The 22,336-nt window shown below is 69.1% G+C and carries 18 protein-coding genes and 1 pseudogene; 6 read left to right on the top strand and 13 right to left on the bottom strand.

Annotated elements, in window-relative coordinates; genetic code table 11:
• Positions 1-15 precede the first annotated feature (15 nt).
• Positions 16-1,191: an ADP-forming succinate--CoA ligase subunit beta gene (gene sucC / locus ACRX5W_RS04000; RefSeq protein ID WP_436786465.1), complete on the bottom strand. Its 1,176-nt coding sequence runs from the start codon at positions 1,189-1,191 to the stop codon at positions 16-18.
• A 558-nt stretch (positions 1,192-1,749) separates the two neighbouring features.
• On the opposite strand from sucC, the gene ACRX5W_RS03995 reads away from it, so the two are divergent.
• Entirely contained in the window at positions 1,750-2,376 is a 627-nt protein-coding gene (locus ACRX5W_RS03995; protein ID WP_436786464.1) for a Uma2 family endonuclease, read from the top strand.
• A gap of 60 nt (positions 2,377-2,436) precedes the next feature.
• On the opposite strand, the gene ACRX5W_RS03990 is transcribed toward ACRX5W_RS03995, so the two are convergent.
• The 5 genes and pseudogenes from ACRX5W_RS03990 to ACRX5W_RS03970 all read right to left on the bottom strand — a co-directional run bounded on the left by ACRX5W_RS03990 (position 2,437) and on the right by ACRX5W_RS03970 (position 9,385).
• Positions 2,437-3,603 carry a VWA domain-containing protein gene (locus tag ACRX5W_RS03990; protein ID WP_436786463.1) on the bottom strand — a complete coding sequence of 389 codons (1,167 nt, stop codon included), beginning with the start codon at positions 3,601-3,603 and terminating at the stop codon, positions 2,437-2,439.
• Positions 3,600-6,077 carry a DUF5682 family protein gene (locus ACRX5W_RS03985; protein WP_436786462.1) on the bottom strand — a complete coding sequence of 826 codons (2,478 nt, stop codon included), beginning with the start codon at positions 6,075-6,077 and terminating at the stop codon, positions 3,600-3,602. Before ACRX5W_RS03985 ends, ACRX5W_RS03990 begins: the two co-directional genes overlap by 4 nt.
• Positions 6,077-6,891 (bottom strand): annotated as a pseudogene (locus ACRX5W_RS03980) (ATP-binding protein). The gene ACRX5W_RS03985 and the pseudogene ACRX5W_RS03980 overlap by 1 nt, the downstream one beginning before the upstream one ends.
• Before the next feature lie 513 nt (positions 6,892-7,404).
• Complete coding sequence (locus tag ACRX5W_RS03975; protein ID WP_436786461.1) at positions 7,405-8,286, bottom strand: hypothetical protein; 882 nt, start codon at positions 8,284-8,286, stop codon at positions 7,405-7,407.
• A gap of 196 nt (positions 8,287-8,482) precedes the next feature.
• Entirely contained in the window at positions 8,483-9,385 is a 903-nt protein-coding gene (locus ACRX5W_RS03970; protein ID WP_436786460.1) for a hypothetical protein, read from the bottom strand.
• 432 nt (positions 9,386-9,817) lie between these two features.
• Between ACRX5W_RS03970 and ACRX5W_RS03965 the strand changes: the two genes are divergently transcribed.
• A complete protein-coding gene (locus ACRX5W_RS03965) occupies positions 9,818-11,248 on the top strand; it encodes an aminoglycoside phosphotransferase family protein (RefSeq protein WP_436786459.1) in 1,431 nt (476 codons plus the stop codon).
• Positions 11,249-11,746: 498 nt separating this feature from the next.
• On the opposite strand, the gene ACRX5W_RS03960 is transcribed toward ACRX5W_RS03965, so the two are convergent.
• Genes ACRX5W_RS03960 through ACRX5W_RS03945 form a run of 4 tightly spaced genes read right to left on the bottom strand, consistent with a single transcriptional unit; the run spans position 11,747 to position 15,155 of the window.
• On the bottom strand, positions 11,747-12,190 hold the full coding sequence (locus ACRX5W_RS03960; protein WP_436786458.1) for an NUDIX hydrolase: 444 nt from the start codon (positions 12,188-12,190) through the stop codon (positions 11,747-11,749).
• 37 nt (positions 12,191-12,227) lie between these two features.
• Positions 12,228-12,857, bottom strand: coding sequence for a dTMP kinase (gene tmk / locus ACRX5W_RS03955; RefSeq protein ID WP_436786457.1), 630 nt, complete (start codon positions 12,855-12,857; stop codon positions 12,228-12,230).
• Positions 12,854-14,263, bottom strand: coding sequence for a B12-binding domain-containing radical SAM protein (locus ACRX5W_RS03950; protein WP_436786780.1), 1,410 nt, complete (start codon positions 14,261-14,263; stop codon positions 12,854-12,856). Before ACRX5W_RS03950 ends, tmk begins: the two co-directional genes overlap by 4 nt.
• A 40-nt stretch (positions 14,264-14,303) precedes the next feature.
• Positions 14,304-15,155 (bottom strand): hypothetical protein, encoded by an 852-nt coding sequence (locus ACRX5W_RS03945; protein WP_436786456.1) that lies wholly within the window; start codon positions 15,153-15,155, stop codon positions 14,304-14,306.
• Positions 15,156-15,721: 566 nt separating this feature from the next.
• On the opposite strand from ACRX5W_RS03945, the gene ACRX5W_RS03940 reads away from it, so the two are divergent.
• Together ACRX5W_RS03940 and ACRX5W_RS03935 are read left to right on the top strand one after the other, a co-directional pair.
• Positions 15,722-16,678, top strand: a complete 957-nt coding sequence (locus ACRX5W_RS03940) for a helix-turn-helix domain-containing protein (protein WP_436786455.1) — start codon at positions 15,722-15,724, stop codon at positions 16,676-16,678.
• On the top strand, positions 16,675-16,872 hold the full coding sequence (locus ACRX5W_RS03935) for a DUF397 domain-containing protein (RefSeq protein WP_436786454.1): 198 nt from the start codon (positions 16,675-16,677) through the stop codon (positions 16,870-16,872). The genes ACRX5W_RS03940 and ACRX5W_RS03935 overlap by 4 nt, the downstream gene beginning before the upstream one ends.
• Before the next feature lie 77 nt (positions 16,873-16,949).
• On the opposite strand, the gene ACRX5W_RS03930 is transcribed toward ACRX5W_RS03935, so the two are convergent.
• The 3 genes from ACRX5W_RS03930 to ACRX5W_RS03920 form a co-directional block, all read right to left on the bottom strand.
• Positions 16,950-17,975: an AAA family ATPase gene (locus tag ACRX5W_RS03930; RefSeq protein ID WP_436786453.1), complete on the bottom strand. Its 1,026-nt coding sequence runs from the start codon at positions 17,973-17,975 to the stop codon at positions 16,950-16,952.
• Between the two features lie 46 nt (positions 17,976-18,021).
• The gene (locus ACRX5W_RS03925; protein ID WP_436786452.1) at positions 18,022-18,447 is read right to left on the bottom strand and encodes a hypothetical protein; all 426 of its coding nucleotides are present in this window, start codon (positions 18,445-18,447) and stop codon (positions 18,022-18,024) included.
• 121 nt (positions 18,448-18,568) lie between these two features.
• Positions 18,569-19,273 carry a hypothetical protein gene (locus ACRX5W_RS03920; protein WP_436786451.1) on the bottom strand — a complete coding sequence of 235 codons (705 nt, stop codon included), beginning with the start codon at positions 19,271-19,273 and terminating at the stop codon, positions 18,569-18,571.
• Between the two features lie 667 nt (positions 19,274-19,940).
• Between ACRX5W_RS03920 and ACRX5W_RS03915 the strand changes: the two genes are divergently transcribed.
• Both ACRX5W_RS03915 and ACRX5W_RS03910 read left to right on the top strand, forming a co-directional pair.
• Positions 19,941-21,899 carry a histidine kinase gene (locus ACRX5W_RS03915; protein ID WP_436786450.1) on the top strand — a complete coding sequence of 653 codons (1,959 nt, stop codon included), beginning with the start codon at positions 19,941-19,943 and terminating at the stop codon, positions 21,897-21,899.
• Between the two features lie 134 nt (positions 21,900-22,033).
• Positions 22,034-22,336: response regulator (locus ACRX5W_RS03910; protein ID WP_436786449.1), on the top strand; the 303-nt coding region annotated here is incomplete at its 3' end.

The raw sequence follows: 22,336 nt of genomic DNA, 5'->3' as shown, positions 1-22,336 counted from the left end.
TTGGTTCAGGCTCCCTTACTTCGCAGCCGCGAGCTCGGCGGCACGGTCGGCCGCGCCGTCCATGGTGTCCACCTGCTGCACGAGCGGGTGGTTCGCGTCGGTGAGGATCTTGCGCCCCAGCTCCGCGTTGTTGCCGTCGAGACGGACGACGAGCGGCTTGGTGACCTCTTCGCCCTTGCTCTTCAGGAGCTCCAGCGCCTGCACGATGCCGTTGGCGACCGCGTCGCACGCGGTGATGCCGCCGAACACGTTGACGAAGACCGACTTGACCGCCGGGTCGCCCAGGATGATCTCCAGGCCGTTCGCCATGACCTCGGCCGACGCGCCGCCGCCGATGTCGAGGAAGTTGGCGGGCTTGACGTTCGAGTGCGCCTCGCCGGCGTACGCGACGACGTCCAGGGTGCTCATGACGAGACCCGCGCCGTTGCCGATGATGCCGACCTCGCCGTCGAGCTTGACGTAGTTGAGGTTCTTGGCCTTGGCCGCGGCCTCCAGCGGGTCCGCCGCGTCCTTGTCCTCAAGCGCCTCGTGGTCCGCGTGGCGGAAGTCGGCGTTCTCGTCCAGGGAGACCTTGCCGTCGAGCGCGATGATCTTGCCCTCGGGGGTCTTGACCAGCGGGTTCACCTCGACCAGCGTGGCGTCTTCCTTCACGAAGACGTCCCACAGCTTCTTCAGCACGTCCACGATCTGGTCGTGCAGCTCGGCCGGGAACTTCGCGGCCTCGACGATCTCGCGGGCCTTCGCCTCGGTCACGCCCTCGTTGGCGTCGACGGCGATCTTCGCGAGCGCCTCGGGCTTGGTCGCGGCGACCTCCTCGATCTCCATGCCGCCCTCGACGGACGCCATGGCGAGGAAGGTGCGGTTGGCGCGGTCGAGCAGGAAGGAGACGTAGTACTCCTCCGCGATGTCCGACAGGCCGGCCAGCATGACCTTCTTGACGATGTGGCCCTTGATGTCCAGGCCGAGGATCTGCTCGGCCTTCTCGACCGCCTCGTCGGGGCTGAACGCGAGCTTGACGCCTCCCGCCTTTCCGCGACCGCCCGTCTTCACCTGGGCCTTGACCACGGCCTTGCCGCCAAGGCGCTCGGCCACCGCGCGTGCGGCCTCCGGCGTGTCGACGACTTCACCGGGGAGAACCGGCACCCCATGCTTGGCGAAGATGTCCCTCGCCTGGTACTCGAACAGGTCCACGCTCGCGTCCGTCCTTGTGATCGCGGTTGTTGTCGGAAGACATCGCGCCACGTTCGTCGACCACGAGGGTCCCGCGGAGGCCCAGGATGGCTCGCCCCCAGGTATCTGGTGGACGGCGTCCGTACGCGCGGCTGATCCGCCTTGCAGATTAACCGGGGTGGCGGACCGGTCAGAACCGGGGGCTTGATCACCTGGGAGCCGGCCTCGCCCGACCGCACCCGAACGCCCCAACCGTTTGTCCGGTATGTCATGTTTCCACCCGATCCATCGTCGCTCAGCACGCACACACGCGCACACCCTGGTCCGAAATGCCGGACAACGGCACGTCTCGGATGTGGCGCAGACCACGTTGCTCACAAGCGCGATGCGTACATGTGATCACGCGTTCGAGTGCACGCGCGGGACATATCCCCTTCGACTGCGTGACAATGGTCTGCGCGGCACCCAACCGCACAAGCATGAACTCGGCAGAGCCGGGCCTCGGTGTTTCCCCTGCCACCGCGAGCACGCCGCTGTCGATCAACGCCCGAACGCCCGCAATGACCAAGGAGTCACGAGATGACTGCGGTCGCACAAGAGAAGCGGTGCCAGGCATCGGTTGGTGAGTTGTTCTTCGAACACCCCACCAAGTTCATCGCCGCGCTGGACGCACCTAAGGGTGTCCGCGTGGAGTACATCGAGGGGACGTACTACGTGGCACCGCCTGCCGGGGACCAGCACAACAATTGGGCCGGCCTTATTTACAGCGCCTTGCTCACGTCGGGGGAGCACCTCGCCAGAACCACGAACGGTTTTTGCGCCGAGCCGCCCGGCGCGAAGCATGTGACCGGTGCGTTCATCCCCGATTTCCTCGTGTTGTCACGCACGCCGACCGACGCCGATGAGAACTACCGCCACGCCCACGACGGCTGGTACCCCTCTGACATGCTCCGCCTCGTCGGTGAGATCACCTCGCCGAGCAACCACCGCATAGACCGCGAGGAGAAGTACCGCACATACGCGCGGGCCATGATCCCCGTCTACGTCCTCATCGACCGGCAGCGGCAGCTCGCGATCGCGTTCAGTGATCCGGTGGACGAAGGTGCCGACGACTCGCACTACAAGACCGAGGTCCGCGTCAAGATCGGTGACGTGCTGGCGCTGCCCGACGGGTTGCCGCCGCTGGATACGTCCGTGTTGACCTGAAAATGCGGGTGAACCGCCGTTCGGAATGCCGATTCCGGACGGCGGATCTGTTTGTGCGGGTCACTCCGGGATCGGCAGCGGCAGGCCCTGCACCGCCGCGGCCATGATTTCCGGGAAGAGGTCCGGGGTGCAGGCGAAGGCCGGGCTGCCGAGGGCCGAGAGGGCGGCGGCGTTGTGGTGGTCGTAGGCGGGGGCGCCTTCGTCCGAGAGTGCGAGCAGGGTGATGACCTGCACGCCGGCCCGCTGCATCGCGGCGACGCGGCGGAGCATCTCCTGGCGTACTCCGCCTTCGTAGAGGTCGCTGATGAGGATCACGATCGTCTCGGACGGCCGCGTCACCAGGGACTGGCAGTAGGCGAGTGCGCGGTTGATGTCGGTGCCGCCGCCGAGCTGGGTGCCGAAGAGGACGTCGACGGGGTCGCTGAGCTGGTCGGTCAGGTCGACGACGGCGGTGTCGAACGCGACCAGTGAGGTGCGCAGCGACCGCATCGAGGCGAGCACGGCGCCGAAGACCGACGCGTACACCACCGAGGCCGCCATGGAGCCGGACTGGTCGATGCACAGCACGACGTCTTTCTGCACGCCGTGCCGTCGGCGGCCGTAGCCGACCAGGCGCTCGGGCACGACCGTGCGGTATTCCGCCTGGTAGTGCTTGAGGTTGGCGCGGATGGTCGCGTTCCAGTCGATGTCGTGGTGGCGCGGCCGGTTGACCCGGGTGGACCGGTCGAGGGCGCCTTGGACCAGACTGCGGGTGCGTTGCGCGATGCGGCGCTCCAGGTCCTCCACGACGGTGCGGACGACCGCGCGGGCTGCTTCCTTGGTCGCCTCGGGCATGAGGCGGTTCAGGGAGAGCAGGGTGCCGACCAGGTGGACGTCCGGCTCGACGGCTTCGAGCATCTCCGGTTCGAGGAGCAGGCGCGTCAGGTCGAGGCGTTCGATGGCGTCCTGTTGCAGGATCTGCACGACGCCGCTGGGGAAGTACTCGCGGATGTCGCCGAGCCAGCGGGCGACCGCGGGCGCCGAGGCGCCCAGGCCGCCGGTGCGGGCCGTGGGGTTGGCCCCGGACCCGCCGCGGCCTTCGCCGGGCGCGGGTCGGTAGAGCGCGGCCAAGGCCTCGTCGATGCGGCGGTCCTGCCCGGTCAGTGCGCAGCCGGTGCCGTCGGCGTCGCCGCCGAGGATCAGCCGCCAGCGGCGCAGCCGTTCGTCCTCGGGGAGGGTGCTGGTCATGCGGTGCCTCCGGTGCGGGTGTCGGCGGCGGTCGGCGGCGCGCCGAGCAGGTAGGCGACCAACGGCAGTGCGGCGTCGGCGCGTTCGTGGTCGAAGGGGAATTCCCGGGCGGTCTGCGCCGCGTTCGTGCGCCCCGGGCTGCGCAGGCGCTCGCCGAGCGTGCGGCGCTCGGGGGCGGCGAAGCCGGAGAACGTGCGCCGTAGAAGGGGCAGGACGTCGGTGAAGTCCTCGCCGGGGATGCGCGCGACCCAGTCGTCCACGAGTCCCAGCAGCGCGTCGTCGTGCACGAGGAGGAGGCCGCCGCCGGACAGGAAGCCCTCGATCCACGCGGCGGCGTCGCGGTACGGCGTGCCGCGCGTGAGGGCTCGGGACATGCGCGGGCCGGCGTCGTCGGCGGTGAGGCGGCTGGCGTCGAGGAGGAGGCGTACGGAGCGCCCGGTCAGGAGGCCGGACGCGTCCGGGTGGTCGGCGAGCCGGGTGAGCGCGGCGAACCAGTACTCGCGCAGGTCGTCCTGGCCTGCCTGCGGCGTCAACAGGCCGGTGGCGTCGTGGACTTCGTCGAGGTGGCGGCGCATCTCCCGGGCGCCGTCGGCATCCAGGCCGGCGCATGCGGGGACGAGGCCGACGCAGATGCGCAGGAGCAGCCCGTCCACGACGGACGCCAGCGCGGTCGTGTCGGTGCCGCGCACGTCGCCGTAACGCAGCGCGCGAACCAGCGCCGGAAGGGCCTGGGCGAGGCCGGCCACATCGGAGTCGAGCGCGGCGCGCTCCTCCAGCACGCGCATGACGACGGGCAGCGCGGCGGGCAGGTCGGCGCGCAGGCAGCGCTCGGCGACCGCGGTGACGTCGGCCAGTGATTGGGCGTGCTCGGCGAGGTCGGCCGCGCGGGCGGTGGCCGCGGCCACGACGGTCGTGCCCCACACGCCGGCCTCCGCGACACGGATCGCCAGCTCCGGCTGCCAGGTGAGCGACCACGCCTCGCGGAACGTGCCGGTGCCGCGCGCGGCGGCGGGCGTACCCCAGGGGATGTCGAGGAGGTCGAGGCGGGTCAGCAGGCGGCTGCGGTCGGCGTCGGTGGGTTTGCGCAGGTCGAGCTGGAGGTCGCGGGTGGCGGCCTCGGGGGCGAGCCGCAGGCGGCGTTGTTCGCGGGTGAGGTCGCGTTGCAGCGGCACGGCCGGGACCGCGTCGGGGACGGTGCCGATGCGGTCGCCGACCACGATGTCGTCGACGACGAGACGGAGCGGGGTGTCGTCGCCGTCGCACATGACCGCGCGCACGGCTTCGAGGGTTTCGTCGAGTCCGGGCAGCGGACGCCCGCGCAGGGCGGCGAGGGCTTCGGCGTGCCGGACCGACTCGATGACGTGTGCGGGCGAGACGGGGCGTCCGGCGTCGCGGAAGAGGTCGGCGATCCGCACGAACCAGTGCGGCAGCATGCGGGAGCTGTCGCGGTCGGCGAACAGGTGGTGGTACCAGCCGGGTGACGTGACGCCGGCGCCGTAGCCGGAGGCCTGCGCGAGACGGCGGTGCGTCCACGGCACCCACGTCGTCTCGACCTTGACGCGCGGCAGTGCGCCGCCGCGCGCGAGGGCGGCGAACGGGGCGAGGACGGCCCGGTCTTCCGCGGCCGGGCGGGGCGTCGCGAGAGCGGGCACGTGCCACGCGCCGCACACGACGGCGATGTTGTCGTGGCCCTGCCGGTGCGCGGCGGCGATGGCGAGGCGCATGTGGGCTTCGCGGGCGGCTTCGAGGTCGGGGAGTGCCGCGTGGTCCGGGGTGACGCTGCCGTCGTGCGGCTGTTCCGCCTTGGGGGGAACCGATGTTGACGCGCCGTCACGAGCCGCCGTCGTGTTCTCGGGGCCCGAGTCGACCGCCGGTGAGGCGCCCGTGCCGCCGACGATGCCCTCGCGCAGGGCCGTCATCGCCTCCGCGAGCAGCGCGAACGGCGCCATCGGGTCGCCGTGGCCGGCCCGGTGCTCGACCGCGTCCTCCCACCAGCGCTCGGGGTCGTCGTGGCCGGCGACCCGGGCCAGGATGGCGATGGGGTCGGAGCGCACGAGAGGCGCCTGCTCCGGCTCGTGGGCCGCTTGCCGCTCCGGCGGCGCGTCGCGTGACGCGCGGTCGAGGGCGAAGGTGCAGCCGGCCGGCAGGTCGATGAAGCGGACCGGGACGCCCTTGTCCAGGGCGTACCTGATCGCGACCCACTCCGGGCTGAAGTCCGCGTACGGCCAGAACCCGGCCTGCGACGGGTCGTCGACAGCGTGGGCGAGCAGCGCGATGGGCGGCTTCATGTCGGGGTCGGCGGCGTACGACAGCAACAGGTCGGCCTCGGGCGGCCCTTCGAGCAGCACGATGTCGGGCGCGATCGCTTCGAGAGCCGCGGCGACGGCCCGCGCGGAGCCGGGGCCGTGGTGGCGGACGCCGAGGAGGTGGGGATTCGCCTGCCCCCGCGTCGTACGCCGAGCGCGGGTCGCCATCAGGCCGCTCCCGCCTCGCGGCACGCCCGGTAGAAGTCCTGCCAGCCGTCGCGCGAGCGGACGACCGTCTCCAAGTACTCCTGCCACACGACGCTGTCCGAGGCCGGGTCCTTGACGACCGCGCCGAGGATGCCCGCCGCGGTGTCGGCCGGGCGCAGCACACCGTCGCCGAAGTGCGCGGCCAGTGCGAGGCCTCCGGTGACGACGGATATCGCCTCGGCGGTCGACAGGGTGCCGGACGGCGACTTGAGCTTCGTCCGCCCGTCCTCCGTCAGCCCGGACCTCAGCTCGCGGAACACCGTGACGACGCGCCGCAGCTCGGCCTCCGCGGCCTCGATCTTCGGCAACTGGAGTGACACGCCCATCTGTTCGACGCGGCGGGCGACGATGTCCACTTCGGCGTCCGCGCTCGCGGGCAGGGGCAGGACCACGGTGTTGAATCGCCTGCGCAGGGCACTGGACAGGTCGTTGACGCCGCGGTCGCGGTCGTTGGCCGTCGCGATGAGGTTGAACCCGCGTACGGCCTGCACCTCGTCGTTCAACTCCGGTACGGGCAAAGTCTTTTCGCTCAGGATGGTGATGAGCGTGTCCTGCACGTCGGCCGGTATGCGGGTCAGCTCTTCGACGCGCGCGATCCGGCCTCGGCCATCGCCCGCATGACCGGCCCGGCCACCAGCGCGTCCCGGCTCGGGCCGTGCGCCAGCAACTGCGCGTAGTTCCATCCGTATCGGATCGCCTCCTCCGGTGTCCCGGCGGTGCCCTGGACGAGGAGTGTCGAATCACCGCAAATCGCCGCCGCCAGATGCTCCGACACCCACGTCTTCGCCGTTCCCGGCACCCCGAGCAGCAGCAGCGCCCGGTCGGTGACCAGCGTCGTCACCGCGACCTCGACGATGCGGCGGGGCCCCACATACTTCGGCGTGATGACGGTGCCGTCGGGCAGCGTCCCCCCGAGCAGGTACGTCGACACCGCCCACGGCGACAACTTCCACTGCGGGGGGCGGGGCCGGTCGTCAGCCTTCACCAACGCCGCCAACTCGTCGGCGAACGCGTTCTCGGCGTGGGGCCGCAACGCGGCGTCGTTCCCGGAAGTCACAGTCGCAGATACGGCAGAACTCACGGACAGCCCCCGGAGTCGAAGAGTGCGGATTCAGCGCGCCCACGTGTCCTGGGCACGGAGTCCACCTTGCCGCGTGGCACTGACACCAAGAGCCCGAGCGAGCGGGGCCGGCGCACCTTCCGAGCGGGCACTCAAAACACGCCGCGAAGACCGAGCGACCCGGCAGCCGTCGAGTTGCTCAACCTCCTTCGTTGCCGTCGGTGCGGGTCACGGACGTACGACGGCTCGGCGATCCAGCGGCGCCAGGATCCACGGGGTCGTGGCCGCGCACAGGGCCAAGGGCCAGGTCACGACGAACTGGTCCTCGGACAGCGGGCCGACGAGGGCCTGTCCGTCGAAGGCCAAACCGCTTGAAACGAGCCATCCCACGCTGCCCGAGACGATCAGCAGAAGCAGGCATGCACCAAGCGGACTCAGCCGGTGCCAAGGGACGAGCACGAGCAACGGCACGACGAAGGATGCCGCCAGCACTGCCATCAGGAGCGCCGCTACAACCGAGACAGAAAGGCCACCGCCAGGGGGAACGCCGCTTATGCCATGCCGGGATGTCGCGCCGATCAGAACTCCCGTCGGCGCGGCGGCGCTCAGCACAGCCACAGCACGCACAGTGACCTTCAGCGAGGCGGAGCAGTCGATACCCAACAGGCGGGCCCGGCCGCCGGAGTGGTCTTCCCCGCAGGCACAGTCCCCGAGCCGCTCTGTGCTTCGCCACGGCACCGTCAGCCACGGAAGCAGGACGAGGCAGAGCAAAGGGGGCAGCCAGAGGATCGGGGACGTGGCAAGCGTGGATATTCCACCGGAGCCGCGTATTTTCAATAAAACATGCGCAAAAGCCCCGACACCCACCGCGAACAGCAGCAGCGCGGCACATGACCTTGCAACGCCCTTCTGAAGAGGAAGAGGCACAAGAAGGAACAAAGGAACCGTGACAAAGGCGATGGCCATGGTGATCGGCGCCGCGATCAACATGGCAACGAGAAAATACTGGCGGTCGCTGCCCGCCTCCGGCCGGAGCAGCCACAACACGGCGGCACCAAGAGGCCCACCCACCAGCATCGCGCCCGTGAGCCGCACCGCGACACGGAGCACCGTCCCGCACATTCCTCCGGGGACCCACACCCCGTGACCCTCACCGCATGTACACAGCTTGTCAGTCAACCGCTCCCCCTCACGGCCGCGAATCCCCAGGCGTACGGCACGGGTCCGTCTTGCCGCTACGGATTATGTACGGGCCGGCTGGGGCGTTGACGGCCCGTCAGACCGCCGACGACACGTCACTGGCGTCTCACACCACGGCAACCGGCTGGCGTTGCCGGAGCGTTGCGAGGGCTCGTAAGGCGGCGACGCGGTCGGCGATGCTTGCCGCGAGCTGTTTCGGCGGCGCCGGGTCGGGCGGCGCTGCGGAACAGGCGCGGCAATCGCCGGTTTTTCGGCCGCGGGGAAGGTAATCGCGGCAGGTGGGGCACTCGGCGAGGGCCGGGGTGCCGCGTTGGGCGCGCGGGGCAGGGAGTTTGCGGGTGAGGCGGTTGGCGAGCAACGCGCGGGAACTGTGCACGACCGGCGGCAGCCCTTGGGTGAGCAAGGCCCGGATCTCCAGGTCGGAGACACCTGTTTCCAGCCACGGCAGGGCCAGCGGCGCGAGAGCGAGAGTGTCGGTGGCGCTCATGGCGAGTTTGGGCTCGGCCCGGCACACGCGGTTGAGCAGCGCGGCGGCGCGTGCCAACGCGTCCGACGATTGCGGGAGTCGGGGGGTCTGCGGGACGTCTTGAACCGGCGGGCCTTCGAAGGATTGTGCGGCCTGCGCGACTTGCGTCTGCCGGACGGTGAGGCCTGCGGGCAACGTTCCGCCCGCCTTGCGCCGCTGCGGCGGCGTGGGTGACCACTCCTGCGGCGTACGCGACTTCGCCGCGGCCGGGGCGGGGAGGGTGGGTTCTTTCTCCCGGTTCTTTTTCCCGTGAGGGAACGCTCCCGCGTTGCCGCCGATTGGCCGACCGGTTCCCGGCGGTACGGGAAGCGGCGGCGTGGCTTGCTGCGCAGTGTCGTAGACCCAGATCTCCGTGTGGATGCGCCCGGTATCCGGGTCACGGAGCGTGCGGCGCTCGTAATATCCGGCGTCGACAAGCTCATCGAGAGCCTTCGCGATCCCCCGCCGCCCGAGCCCGGGGTTCCTGTCCGCGAGCGTACGCACGTCTTCGCGCGCGCCGTCGGGGCAGCGAGAGGAGGTAGGTGAGGATGCCTCGGGCGACGAAACTCAGCCCTTTGTGTTGCAGGATGTCGTTGCCGACGACCGTGAACGCGCGTGTGCGCGCGGTACGCTGAATGCGCATGTTGAGGTCTGCTCTCTTCGTGCCGTGCCCCGGGGTGTTCCAGCACCGCCGGGGTCACTTCTGTTGTTGATCCGACACGAAGCGTAGCGCCTGGTTGACGCACCGCCAACCAACCGGCGATCCCGCGCTCTCGAACACCCGCCCTACATGGTCGTGTCGCAGGCGAAGACCCGCGCGAGCGCGTGGCAGGCGACTTCACCGTTTGCGGCGACGCGACCACCGCCATCTGCAATGCTCGGACTGCATACCACCATTGGAGGCACCACCGGCAACTTCGCACGAAGGGACGCTGGTTGGCAGCCGAGCAGGCTGGTTGGACGATGTCCGCAGGAGACGCCGCGCGCATACGCGCCGCTCCTGCGGTCAGGGTGCTCGACGGCGGCTCGGACAACGTCAACCGGGTCGTCGAGACCCGTGACTTCGGCCTCGTCATCGACCGACAGCGCAAGCCTCGACGCGACTCGCCACTGACGGCGTCTCCCCCGGCCCTGCCGCAGCCGCACTTCGAACACGACATCCTGCGCAACCTCAACTCGGCCGGTGCCTCGTTCGTCCAGGGGATCCACTACGCCGACGCGACCGGGCTGATCCTGGAATACGTCGACGGCGAAACGTTCACCGACGCACAGTGGAACACCGACGCCGGGTTGCGCGGCGAGTACGCCCGCCGCCTACCCAAAGTCATGGCCGAGTTGACTGCCCTCTCGGCGGCAGTGACCCCCACGGCGATCCGCCGAGACGAGCGCGGGGCCTGGCCGGCGCGCCTGGCGAGCACCGCACAGTACGGGCACCTGCTGCGGCACCGAACCATCCTGGCGTGGAATCGTGTGTCCAAGACCTGGGTGACCCGGCTCCTGGCCGAGTTCGGCGACACCGAGCATGTTGCGAAGCGGTTGGCCGGATTCGAACTCACCGGCAACCGCCCGGTCACGTTCCTGCACAACGACCTTCATCCGTGGAACACGATCCGGCGTCCGTTCACCCTCCTCGACTGGACCACCGGCGGCAGCGGCGACCCGCTGTGGGAAGTCACCATGGTCGAGCGTGTGTTCCGTCCCGGCTCCGAGCGCGAACAGTTCATGGCGAATGCGCAAGCGGAACTCCCCCGGGCGGTGTTCGACGGCTTCGAGCGGGACTCGGCGCAGTACGACGTCCTGTACCGAGAACGCAGCCGGACCATGTCCGCGGGGTTCATCGCCGAACAAGCCACGCAGGCGCTGCACGCGGCAGCCCGCAACGACACCCCGGAGGCCAGGCGCGAGGCCGTACGCCCCTATGTCGAGGAGATCCACCTCTTGTCGGGGTCGTTCTCCGGGCGCCCCCTCGAACGGTCACTGGACGAAACCGCCGACATGGTCGCCAGGCATGTCGACAGACAGCTCGGCCTGCACACTGCCGGTCACAGCGGCACAAGCCGCAGGGCCTCCCGGACGAACGCGGCGGAAGTCGGCTCCGCAGGCCGTGAAGCCGATACCCGGCAAACGGCCAAACCGGCGCTGCCTGCGCACATGTCCGCCACAACCAACGAAAACAGCGCCGCGAACCTGTCCGCCACGCCCGCCAGTTCCGGTCTCGGCGCCGTCAACGCCAAGCTGCCGACAGCGCTCCCGTCCACAACCGCTGCGGTCAACACAGGACCCGTACGCACGCCCACCCGCGCCCAGATGAACCAATTGAACGCACACCCGGCCCGCAGACGCTCGCTGCAAAGGGGCCACGAGTAGGGGAGCCGAGCTCCCGCGGGCAGACGCAGAAGACGCGAGCAGACTGGTCGGACACGCACAGATCGCGCGGCTACAGCAAGCCGGCCGGGATCTCCAGGTATTCGGTGGGCAGCACAAGCCCCGGACACGGCCGACTCAGGCGCGACGCCCGAGCGGCGGGCGTCAGCGAATGGATCTTCGGGGCTTCTGCCACCAGCCCGGCCAAGTGACTTCACTGTAGGGCGGCTTGCGCGACGTCTCATGGAAAACGAGCCGGGAACCGGGTTATCGGGCTTCTGAAGCCTTACAACGCTCGGGGCTCGGTAGTGGGCCTTCAACTGCCGCGCAGCATCTTGGACGAGTGCACGTACGCGTCGGCCGCGGACTGCGGGCATTCGCTGACAGGGGCCGGAGCCCGACGCCGAAGGGAGTCACGCGCCGCCGAGCGCGCGTTGAGATGGCGAATTCCCGCGTTCAGCGCGGGAGTTTGCCATGTCAACGACGACCGCGCAGGCGGCCCTACCAGCCGTGGAGTGTCAGGTCAGGGGTACCTGCGAGGTAGCCGGTCAGCCCTGCGGCCGGGTACGGGATCACGTCGCGCGGGAGGTCATGGGCCGCAAACCAGGCGACCTGAAGGCACTTGTCCGGTTCGCGGTTGAACGGCTCGCCGGCCCAACGGGTGGCCTCGAAAAAGAACCCGATCCGGTCGGCGGACCCGCCGCCCTGGCGGTGGTGGACGACGTGCACGAGACGGAGATGGTCAGGCTCGATGTCGACCCCGACCTCCTCGTACGCCTCCCGCACCGCCGCCGAGATCAACGGCTCCCCCGCGTCGAGTTTGCCCGAGGGCGCGTGCCACTGGCCATAGCCGTACGGACTGCCGCGCTGCGAGAGGAGGATCTTGTCCCCCTCGCGAAGGATCACGTGAACATCGATAACGGGAGCAGCGGTTCGAACGGTCATAGGTCGCTATCCGGCCTCGGGAATGGTGGCAGTGACCCTACTTCAGATCGATGCTGATGTGACTGGCGATCCGTACTGCAACACCCACAGGGGTTAATCCGTCGACGTCGACAACGGCTACGTTGGCGCCCAGTCCGCTGAGGATGGAAATGGCGTCCTCATACAGGGCGAGTTCGCGACGGACGTTGGCCGGTTCGCGTTCGAAGCGGTGGTGGGGTCCCCTAACCGACAGCCGCCGGGCGATGAGATCTTCAGGTGCCCGGAGGATGACGGCCAAGTCAGGCATGTTGATGCCGGCGTTCACCTCCCGGATGAAGTCGACGGGGACGCCGTCGAGACGTTGGAGCACAAGGCTGGAGGCGAAGTAGCGGTCGCAGACCACGACGTGACCTGCGGCCAAGTGCGGACGGATCTCGCTGTCGAGGTGGTGATGGCGATCGGCGGCGACCAGGCAGGCGAGGGCTCGGCCGTGCACTCTGTCGGCGAGCTTCCGGGTGGCCTTCCCTACGTCACCGCCGGAAGGCTCGGCTGTCGCATGGACACTGCGTCCTCGGGAAGTGAGCAATGCCGCGAGAGCAGTGACGGTGGTGGACTTGCCGATGCCCCCCGGACCGTCGACCGTCAGGAAGTATCCGTACCCACCCGTCGGTGGGGTGGCGGCATTCATAGGTCGACCGCAGAGGTGCGGGCGTGTTGGGCTCGGGCGAGCGCGGCGAGATGTCGGCGTATCTCCGGAAGAGGAACGCCGCCAAACTGGATGCCGACGGAGAAGTTGAACTCATCGCGGCCACGCATCGCCTCGTCGGCGCCGTGTTCGGTCAGATCGACATCGTCGTAGGCGACGAGGTATTCAGGGCGGTGCCCCTCGGCGATGAGCCGGCTCCAGACGGGGCTACCGGGGTAGGGACGGAACTCGAAGACGGACGCGCGGAACGAGCCTTGGTGCCGGTCAGCGAGGTCCCAGAGCCGATGGATGTGGGCGACTGTGGCCGCCAAGTCCTCCTCGCTTTCGCCGGGGTAGCCGAGGATGAAGTAGCCCTTCACCCCAATGCCGTGCTCAAAGAGCCGACGGACCACGTCTACGGTCATCTCGGCAGTAATGCGCTTGTCCATGGCTTGCAGGACACGGTCGGAACCGGACTCGATGCCGAGCGCGATCTCACGAAGGCCATTGGCCGCGAGACTCGCGTACAACTCGTCTTCCGCACGGTGAAGGACGTTGATCCGTCCGGTGGCGTCCCATACAAACCGGTCACCGACTCGAGCGGCGGCGAACGCGGCCATGGTCGGTTGGATGATGCGCTCGGCCCCTAGGAACAAGTCGTCCACGAACCGAAACGCCGTCGTGCCGAACTGGCGGTGCAAGTAGTCGAGTTCGGTGAGGATGCCCTCAGGTCGGCGGGTACGGACGGCGATCTCCGGGTTCTGGGAGATCGCCGCTCCGCAGAACGTACAGTCGTAGAAGCAACCGCGTGACCCGACGATATTCGCCTCCGTGCGGCCGTCCGAGGCCCGGAAGGGGTCCTGGAGCAGGAACGAGCGGTCAACGAACGGCAGGGCGTCGATATCGGGTGCCAGCCATCGCGCCGCATCGCTGCGCGCGATGCCGGAGACGGTGATGCGCAACCTGTGGTCGCGCCAGTAGGTGTACGGAAGTTCCGTACGTCGCGTGTGGTCCCCCAGGAGAGCTGCGACGCGCGTTTCGGCTTCTCCAACCAAGAGCGCGTCCGTGCGGGCCATACGGGGGTCCGTAAGGACCTGCTCAGGCATGGCCTTGGCATGGTGGCCTCCGACCATGACGCGAACTGCCGGGTCAAGGGCGGCCGCGATCCGTGCGGAGAGATGGTAGGTCGGAGCCAGGAGATTGAAGCCCGCCCATCGCGGGGCGGCGGCGTTGACGATCTGGGCCGTCTCGCCGATGCCCAGGCCGTGCGCCTCTGCGTCAAGTACCCCTACGTTGTAGCCGAGATGCTGCGCGTACGTGGCGATGTACGCCATCCCGAGCACCGGCAGGGTGTAGTCGTTGACGCGCGGACGCATGCTGTAGTCGCGCAGAGGCGCGTTCACGAACACCGCGTCCAAGGGGTGTGAGGGGTCGGCCCCGGCGATCAGATCACGGGGTAATGGCGTCGTCTCCGCTGGGGCGATGGTGGACATGGGTGCTCCCCCAGGTCAGTGTCAGCAAGGTCAGGGTGTGCAACTCCCGTACGGTGGTGGCCCAACCGCGCCACAGACGGCCAAACTCCTTTTCGGCGACCGGCCACGGATAAGCAGGAGCGATTCGGGCGGCCCACGTACGCACCGCCAGGTCGTGGTGTGGATAGACCGAGAAGTTCCCGGTGTAGTCACTCACCGCTGCCGCTGCCGTCCACGGTCCGATGCGCGGGACCGCCTCCAACTCGGTCACCAGGTCCGCCGGGCTCAGCGACTCCCAGAGCGCAGTCTGCTCCAAGTAGGCGCTCGCCACCGCCTGCAGCGCCGTACGGTGAAATGCTGCTCCGACCCGCTTGAAGTCCGCATCGGACAGGTCGAGAACACGTTCGGGAGTGGGCGTCACAGCCATCCGACCGCGCGTCGTCTCGACGACCGTGCCGTAGGCAGCGCACCATGCCCGGTACACCTTGCGGGCCTGCGCAGCCTGGATCACTTGACGAATCACGGCCGTACTCACCGCGTCCCACAGCGAAGGGTTCGGGATGCGAGTGGCCCAGTGCATCGCGTGCAGCGGCCGCAGCAACATGTCCGGGGCTGCCGGGGGCAACTCCTCAGCACGAACCGTGTGGGTGGTCGGCTTGACGGCATCGTCGCCGAGGACGCAGGTAAGCACCAGTCCCTCCTGGGGACTGTGCTCAGCCAACCAGATGCCTTCCCGTGTGGTCATCAGCCGGGCCTTGGTACCCGGCGACGCGCCCGCAACATCGGTCCACGCAGGGTGGTCGGCGGCCATGTAGTGATGGTCTGTCATGTATCGCGCCTTTACAGGTGTCGGTCGTCGGACACCCGTAGCCAACACGATGACGTCGGCGACAGCCGTAACTTCGCTCACGCATGGCGTCATAACTCATATGTCTCCTGCACCCCCGCCGGCGACTCACGTCGGCACAAGATTGTCAAGATCGGCTGATCTGCTGCCAAATCGATGGTTCCTCATTTATCGGCGCCTCGGTTCGGGGCCGAGTCGTTGAAGCAGGCAGATGTCTGCGATATGCGCGTGGCAAGCACATCGGTGTGAGCGGGGCAGTTTCGATGAAGGAACGGTGGCGGGCGGCGATTGACCCGACGGATTCGGACGTGCGGCGGCTCATGGTGGAACGGTGGGTGAGGTCGGAGGGATGGGGGAAGGGTGATGAGTCGCCCCAAAAGCGGCTGTACGTGGCGCGTGCCAATTTGTACGTGGTGGTTGGGGTAAACCGCTCGTACGAGCTATCGGTTTCGCTGCGTGTTCGAGTGATTACGCGTTTAGTGTGAAGTGGCTGGAAGTTGCCGGTGCCGGGGAGGTGCCTCGGTGGCGGCGGCACGGAACGTGCAACGGTGGGGCGGGTGTTGGCGATGGCGGTGACGGCGGGAAGCGGGACGGGGAACGACAGCGAACGCGGGCGCGGACGCGGCAACGCGAATGGGAGCGGGCCCACGAAGGGGAAAGCGACGGGCGCGAGCACGGCTCGGGCGAAGCGCAGTGAACGCAGGGACGACCTGCCGGGAGTGTGGGTCGCCTACGGAAAGTTGATCCGGCTGTTCCGCGAGCGGGCGAAATTGACGCGGCAGCAGTTGGCGGACGCGGTGGGGTACTCGGTGGAGCAGGTCGCGTCGGTGGAGCAGGGGAGGCGACCGGCGAAGGAGGCGTTCACGGAGGCGGCGGAGAGGGCGTTGGATGCGCTGGGGGCGCTGGCTGTCCTGCAGGACGACGTTGACCTGGCGAAACTGCCCATGTTCTTCCAGGACTTCGCGCAGATCGAGTTGGGGGCGCTGTGCAGGTACTCGTTTGATCCGCTGCTGGTGGACGGGCTGTTGCAGACCGAGGCGTACGCACGAGCGGTCTTCGCGGGGCACTGTCCACAGTTGAGTGCGGAAGAGATCGAGCAGAACGTCGAAGGACGATTGGCACGGCAGCGTTTGCTCCGACGGGAAGCGGTGTTGAACCTTTCGTTCATCATCGGCGAAGCGGCGCTCCGGAACGTCGTAGGCGATGATGAAGTGATGGCAGAACAGTTGCGGCACCTGCTCGCCATCGGACAGTTGGGCAACGTCGAGATCCAGATCATGCCGTCGTATCGAGGCTTCCACCCGGGGCTCAACGGCCCGTTCGTGGTCTTGGAGACCCTGGAGCACCGTCGGCACGCGTACGTCGAATCGCAAGACATCGGGCAGGTCGTAAGCGAGGCCAGCACTGTTAGTCGCCTCACAATGCGCTATGGCAAGCTACGTTCGCTGGCATGGAATATTGATGAGTCCACGCGATTCATCAAGGAGTTGATTGGAGACCGATGAGCGCAGAGCAGCAAGTGCGCACTCCCTGGATCAAGAGCAGCTACAGCGGTTCGGGTGGTGGCAACTGCGTCGAGGTCGCTGCGGCTGCGACGGCCATGCACGTGCGCGACTCGAAGCTGCCCGGCCTCGCCACCCTCACCTTCCCGGCCGCCCACTGGTCCGCCCTCACCAACTCCGTTCGCCACTACGGCTGAACAGCGCATCCGCTACCTGGGCAGCGCATCCCGGCCATTCGTGTGACCTCACGCGATGGCAACGAAGAGGCCTGCCATCACTCCGCGACGTACAGCCTTGCCAAGTCGACGAGTTGCACGCTCGGGTCGGCGTCGGCGGTCCTGTGGAGGTCGTCGGTGAAGCCGGCGCCGCTGAACAGGAGCAGGCGGGTCTGTGCGGCGTCTACGCCGCTTCTGGCGCGTAGGAGGTCGCGGATGCGACCGAGCCGTTCCAGGTGGCCGAGGCCAAGAGTCTCGTTCCACTTCGCTTCGCCGATCGCCAGCACGCCTTCGTTACGGGCCCCGGAAGCCGCCCCGAGCCACGTGCCGAAGACGACGACGTCGAGTTCGTGTTTCGTCTTGGCGGCCGGGTCGGGAACCGTCCCGGAGGCGACTTTCGTACGGGTGCCGCCGAGTGTTTCGGCGGAGGCGTACCAACTTGCCCATGTACGACACAAGTGCTCGAAGTGCGGGCCAACGACCTTGCTGTAGAAGGTCGCTTGAGCCTCGGCCCAGACCAACTCGGCCCGCCCGGGCCGCTCCAAGTCGCTCCAGCGTGGCCGCATGACAGCGTGGTGGAAGTCGACGATCGGCTCGGCGATGCGGTACCTGGCCCGCTTGGCGTGGAAGGCGTCCGGCTCCCGAGTGATCAGACCGCCGTCCTCCAACACCGTCAGCGGGTGCCCGAGGTCGGTGGACTTGCGCTCCAAGTAACCCGCGATGCCGCCGCGTGTGTGGTTTCCCCCGGCGATCGCGGACAGAACGCCGTGATACAGAGCAGTGTCGCGGACGTCCGGCTCCTCGGCGAGGAGAAAACGCGCCTCACGGAAGAGCGGCCGCGACGGGTTCAGCACGTTGCGGATCACCCACGCCCCGAAGTCGGCGATGCCGTCCGGGCTGTCACCGAGGGTGAACTCACGGGCGTACGCGGGGGTTCCGCCGACAACCGCGTCGACGAGCACAGCGAGCCTCGGATCGTCGATGCCCCAAAAACGCGCGGCCAGGCGGTAGTCCAAAGTGGGTACCACCAACTCAAGGCTTGCGCGGCCGCGCAGCGGAGCCGTACCGGTCAGCAGGTTCCCCATGAAGGACAGTGCGGACCCGCACAACAGCAGCCGTACCGGCCCTCCGTCACGGCGAACCGCCGGTCCCAGTGCGCGCTGCAACAGGGACGGCAGCTCCGGGGAGGCTTTGGAGGAGCGGGAACTCGTCCAGCACCACCGGCAACGGCCCCTCGGTGACAGCGCGTTCCCTGGCCAAGGCCATCAGCGCGGACACGGCCTCGTCCCAATGCGCGAAACGCAGCGGTATGGCCGCTCCGGACCACCGGCCCAACTCGTCCCCGAACATCCGCAGCGACTCAGCCCCGGTCGCCTGAGCCGCCGCGAAATAGAAGCCGCCCGTTTGACGGCACAGCGCATCCAACAAGAACGTCTTGCCCAGTCGGCGGCGTCCCGAGACCACGCCGAGCGTCGGCTCCGAGCCCCGATACGACGCGAACCGGACCAGTTCCGCCCACTCGAAGTCCCGGTCGAACATGTCATCGGGTTTTTGCATCAGTCGCCGCCAAGGACTAATGAGAGGTACGCCTATTATAGGCGTACCTCTCATTGCTGGGATCCGCAGGCGCCTTGCCACTGGCGTCTGCGGATACCGGCAAAGAGCGCGCGAGGCACGGTCAGCGGGTGATCGTGCTCTTGCCGAAGGTGAGGCCGAGGAAGGTCACGAGCATCCATACCGGCATCGTGATGCCGGGGAGGCCGGGGACGGACATGATGATGAAGCCCGCCACGGGAAGGGCGACCAGGGCGGCGCCCACCCAGCCGATCCAGCGGGAGATCGTGCGCTCGCGCAGGGCCATCCAGGAGACGGCGCCGGCGGCGATCAGGACGCCGAGCCAGCCGATGAAGCTGCCGAAGTCGTTGAGCATGAAGTAGATGTACTGGCCCTGTTGGTCGAACGCGGTGTCCTCCGGGCCGCCGTCGCCGTAGATGGCCATCGCGCCCTTCCAGCCGTAGCCCAGGGTGAGGGCCGCGGCGGAGGCGGTGAGGCCGCCGCTGACGACGCGGGCGGCGGTGCTGCCGGGGACGCGCGGTTCGACGTGGCGGCGCCACGCGGCGGCGGTGATCAGGAGCAGGGCGACGGTGATGTAACCGGCCAGGAAGCTCAGCCTGGCGATCGTCACGTTCACCTCGCCGACCTGATCGATCGTCATGGTGTCGGTGTCGTTGTTCAGATCGCTCAGGTGCAGGTCGAGTGCGAGAGTCGCGATGCCGCCGAGCAGACCGGCCGCCGCCCCCACGAGCGGCCAGTACGCGCGGCGCACCGGGCCTTCCCCCCACCCGGTGCGCCCGTCGACCGGGCTCGGATCCGTGTACGTCATGTGGTCTCCCCCCACACATGTGTGCCGCCTTGTCGTGCTCCCCCCGGCGGCGCGTACCGGACCCGATGCCCGGCGACGAGCACCACTTTCGGGGCGGCCGTGTCCCGGGCACCAGGGACACCGGCACCGGGTGGCCGGGATTCGGGACCGGGGCGCTGTCGGGCGCTGGATGTGCTGGGGCAGCATGGCTGCCATGACCACGCGACTGCCGCACACCGGGGGCCGGGAAGACGGTGCCGGGAAGGGAACAGGGCATCCCGGTGACGCGGGCGTGCGCTGGAGCCGAGCGCGCCGGGGCGGCCGGAAGGGTTCGCGGCCCGGCGGGATGAAGGCGGCGCCGGTGGTGTGCGGGGCCGGTACATATGACGCCGGTACGGATGACGCCGGTACGGATGCGGCAGCGGGCGGTGTCGAGACGGGTGCGGGCGCGTTCCCCGGAACCGGCCCGGAATCGACCGTTGCGGACGGCACGGACCCGGAGCCGGCCGAGGTGCCGATCGGTGGCTTCCCGGCCGACCTGCGTGACGACGGAGCCGGCGAACCGCCCACGGCAGCGCAAGGCTCTCGCCTGCCGGACGATGTTGACCCTCCACAGCCCGGTCGGGTCCGCCGTCTAGTGCGCCGCATACCCGACCGGTGTCTGACGACGTCGGCAACAGTCCTCGCCGTGGTCGCGGTCGTCTCGACGATCGCTTACATCCCCTTCCACGTCTGGACCGCGAACCGCGCCGACATCGCCCCGCGCTCGTGGGGCGACGTCGTCCTGGCGTCGGCATGGCCGGTCATCGGCGCTTTCGTCGTCCGCGGCCGACCGCGCAACCCCGTCGGGTGGCTCCTGATGGTCCCGGCCTCTTACGCGCCCTACCTCAACCTGTCGCTTTACGCGGTGGTGTCCGCCGAGATCGCGGACCATCCCCTGCCGGGGGCGGACTTCGCAGCATGGATCGGGACATGGGGGTTCACGCAGTACTTCGTTGTCGTGCCGCTCCTGCTGCTGTTGTTCCCGGATGGGCAACTACCCGACAGACGCTGGCGGTTCGCGGCGTACGGGATCGTCTTCATGGCCGCGCTCGCCGCTCTCGGCGCGATGTTCCGCGACGGCGGCATCGACATATCCGACGACGTGGAGAACCCGTTCGGCATCCCCGGCGCCACATGGCTCGGATACCTCACGCTCGCCGGTGCGTTCGCGACCCTGCTGCCCGGCACCGCGATCGGTGTCGCGGCGCTGGTCGTACGCACCCGGCGCGCGGTCGGCGTGCGGCGCACCCAGCTCCAATGGCTCGTTCTCGGCGGGCTCTTCCTCGTGGTGTGCTGGGCCCTGTCGTTCGGCTCGGACGGCCGCGTGGCGGTCGACGTCCTGTTCGCCCTCGGCCTGCTCGGACCACCTGTCGGGATCGCCGTGGCCATGCTGCGGCACCGCATGTTCGACGTCGTCGTGGTGCTCAACCGCACGATCGTGTACGCCGTCCTCACCCTTGTCATGGTCGGCGTCTACGCCGGACTCGTCGTCGGCGTCGGGCGGATCGCGCCCGCGTCCACCGTCGGATTCGGGGCCGTCGCGGTCATCGCACTCCTTGCCGCCGTCGGGCGGGGCGCCGTGCAGAAGGCAGTCGACCGCTGGCTCTTCGGGCACCGGCACGACCCCTACGCCGTCGTCGCCCGCGTCGGCCGCCACGTCGCGCCCGCGTCGGAGCCGGTCGAGGCACTGCAACGGCTGGTCGACGCGCTGCGCCGGGCGCTGCGGCTGCCGTACGTCGCGTTCCGCGGCACGAACGGAGCCCACGGCAGCCCCGCCGTCCAGGCGGTCAGCGGCTCCCCGGTCGCGGGTTGGCGGACGGTGCCCGCCCAGGCGCTCGGCCAGGACATCGGCGAACTGCACGTCGGCATCCGCCCCGGCAACGAACGCTGGACGCCCGAGGAGCAAGCCGCCGTCGAAGAGGTCGCGGCGCGCGCGGCGACACTCGCCTACGCCGCGGCCCTGGTCGCCGACGTCGCCCGAAGCCGCGCGCGGATCGTCGTCGCGCGCGAGGAGGAACGCCGCCGTCTGCGCGCCGACCTGCACGACGGAGTCGGGCCGTCCCTGGCGGGGACCGCCCACCAACTCGACGCCCTCGCCCGCCGCATCGAGGCCTCCGGGCAGCCGGAACTCGCCGATCGCGCGAGAGCGGTGCGCGACCGGCTGCGTCAGACGGTGACCGACCTGCGGTCGGTCGTCCACGGGCTGCGACCGCCGATACTCGACCAGCTCGGCCTCACGGGCGCCCTGCGCGACTTGGTCGGCGGATACGAAACTCCCTGCTGCACCGCGGAGTTGGGAACGGGACTGGACGAGCTGCCGGCCGCCGTCGAAGTCGCCGCGTACGCCATCGCCGCCGAAGCCGTCGCCAACGCCGTTCGGCACAGCGCCGCGAGCGAACTCGCGCTCGTGGCGGGCGTGCACGCCGAAACGCTGGTGGTCGAGGTGCGCGACAACGGCTGCGGCATGCCCGTGTACCCGCACGCGGGCGTCGGACTGCGCAGCATGGGCGAGCGCGCGGGCGAAGTCGGGGGCAGGGTCGACGTGTTGCCCTGCCCGGGCGGCGGCACCATCCTGCGCGCGACGCTGCCGGGCGGGACGTCGTGAGCGGCTCGCACACACGCGCGAAGCCGGGCCCGGACCGGACACCGCGCGGGCCCGGCCGCAACCGCCACATCTCCACGTGCCCCCGGGCGTACATCTCCGCCCGAGGCACTCCACTCCGAAAGGCACCTACACCTGTGCGAACCGAAGACGCCGCGCCCGTCCGCGTGTTGGTCGTCGACGACCACCCCGTGTTCCGCGCCGGCATGGCCACCGTGCTGGAAGACCTGGACGGCCTCGACGTCGTCGGGCAGTCCGGCGACGGCGCGCAGGCGGTCGAGGACGTCGCGCGGCTCACACCGGACGTGGTCCTGATGGACCTGCGCATGCCGGGCATGGGCGGGCTTGAGGCGACCGCGCGGATCACCACGACGCACCCCGCGACCGCCGTCATCGTGCTGACCATGGACGAAGACAACGACTCCGTCTTCGCGGCCCTG

The sequence above is a fragment of the Yinghuangia sp. YIM S10712 genome, from assembly GCF_051388935.1.
Taxonomy (GTDB): Bacteria; Actinomycetota; Actinomycetes; order Streptomycetales; family Streptomycetaceae; genus Yinghuangia.
This window is presented reverse-complemented; position numbering and strand designations above follow the sequence as displayed.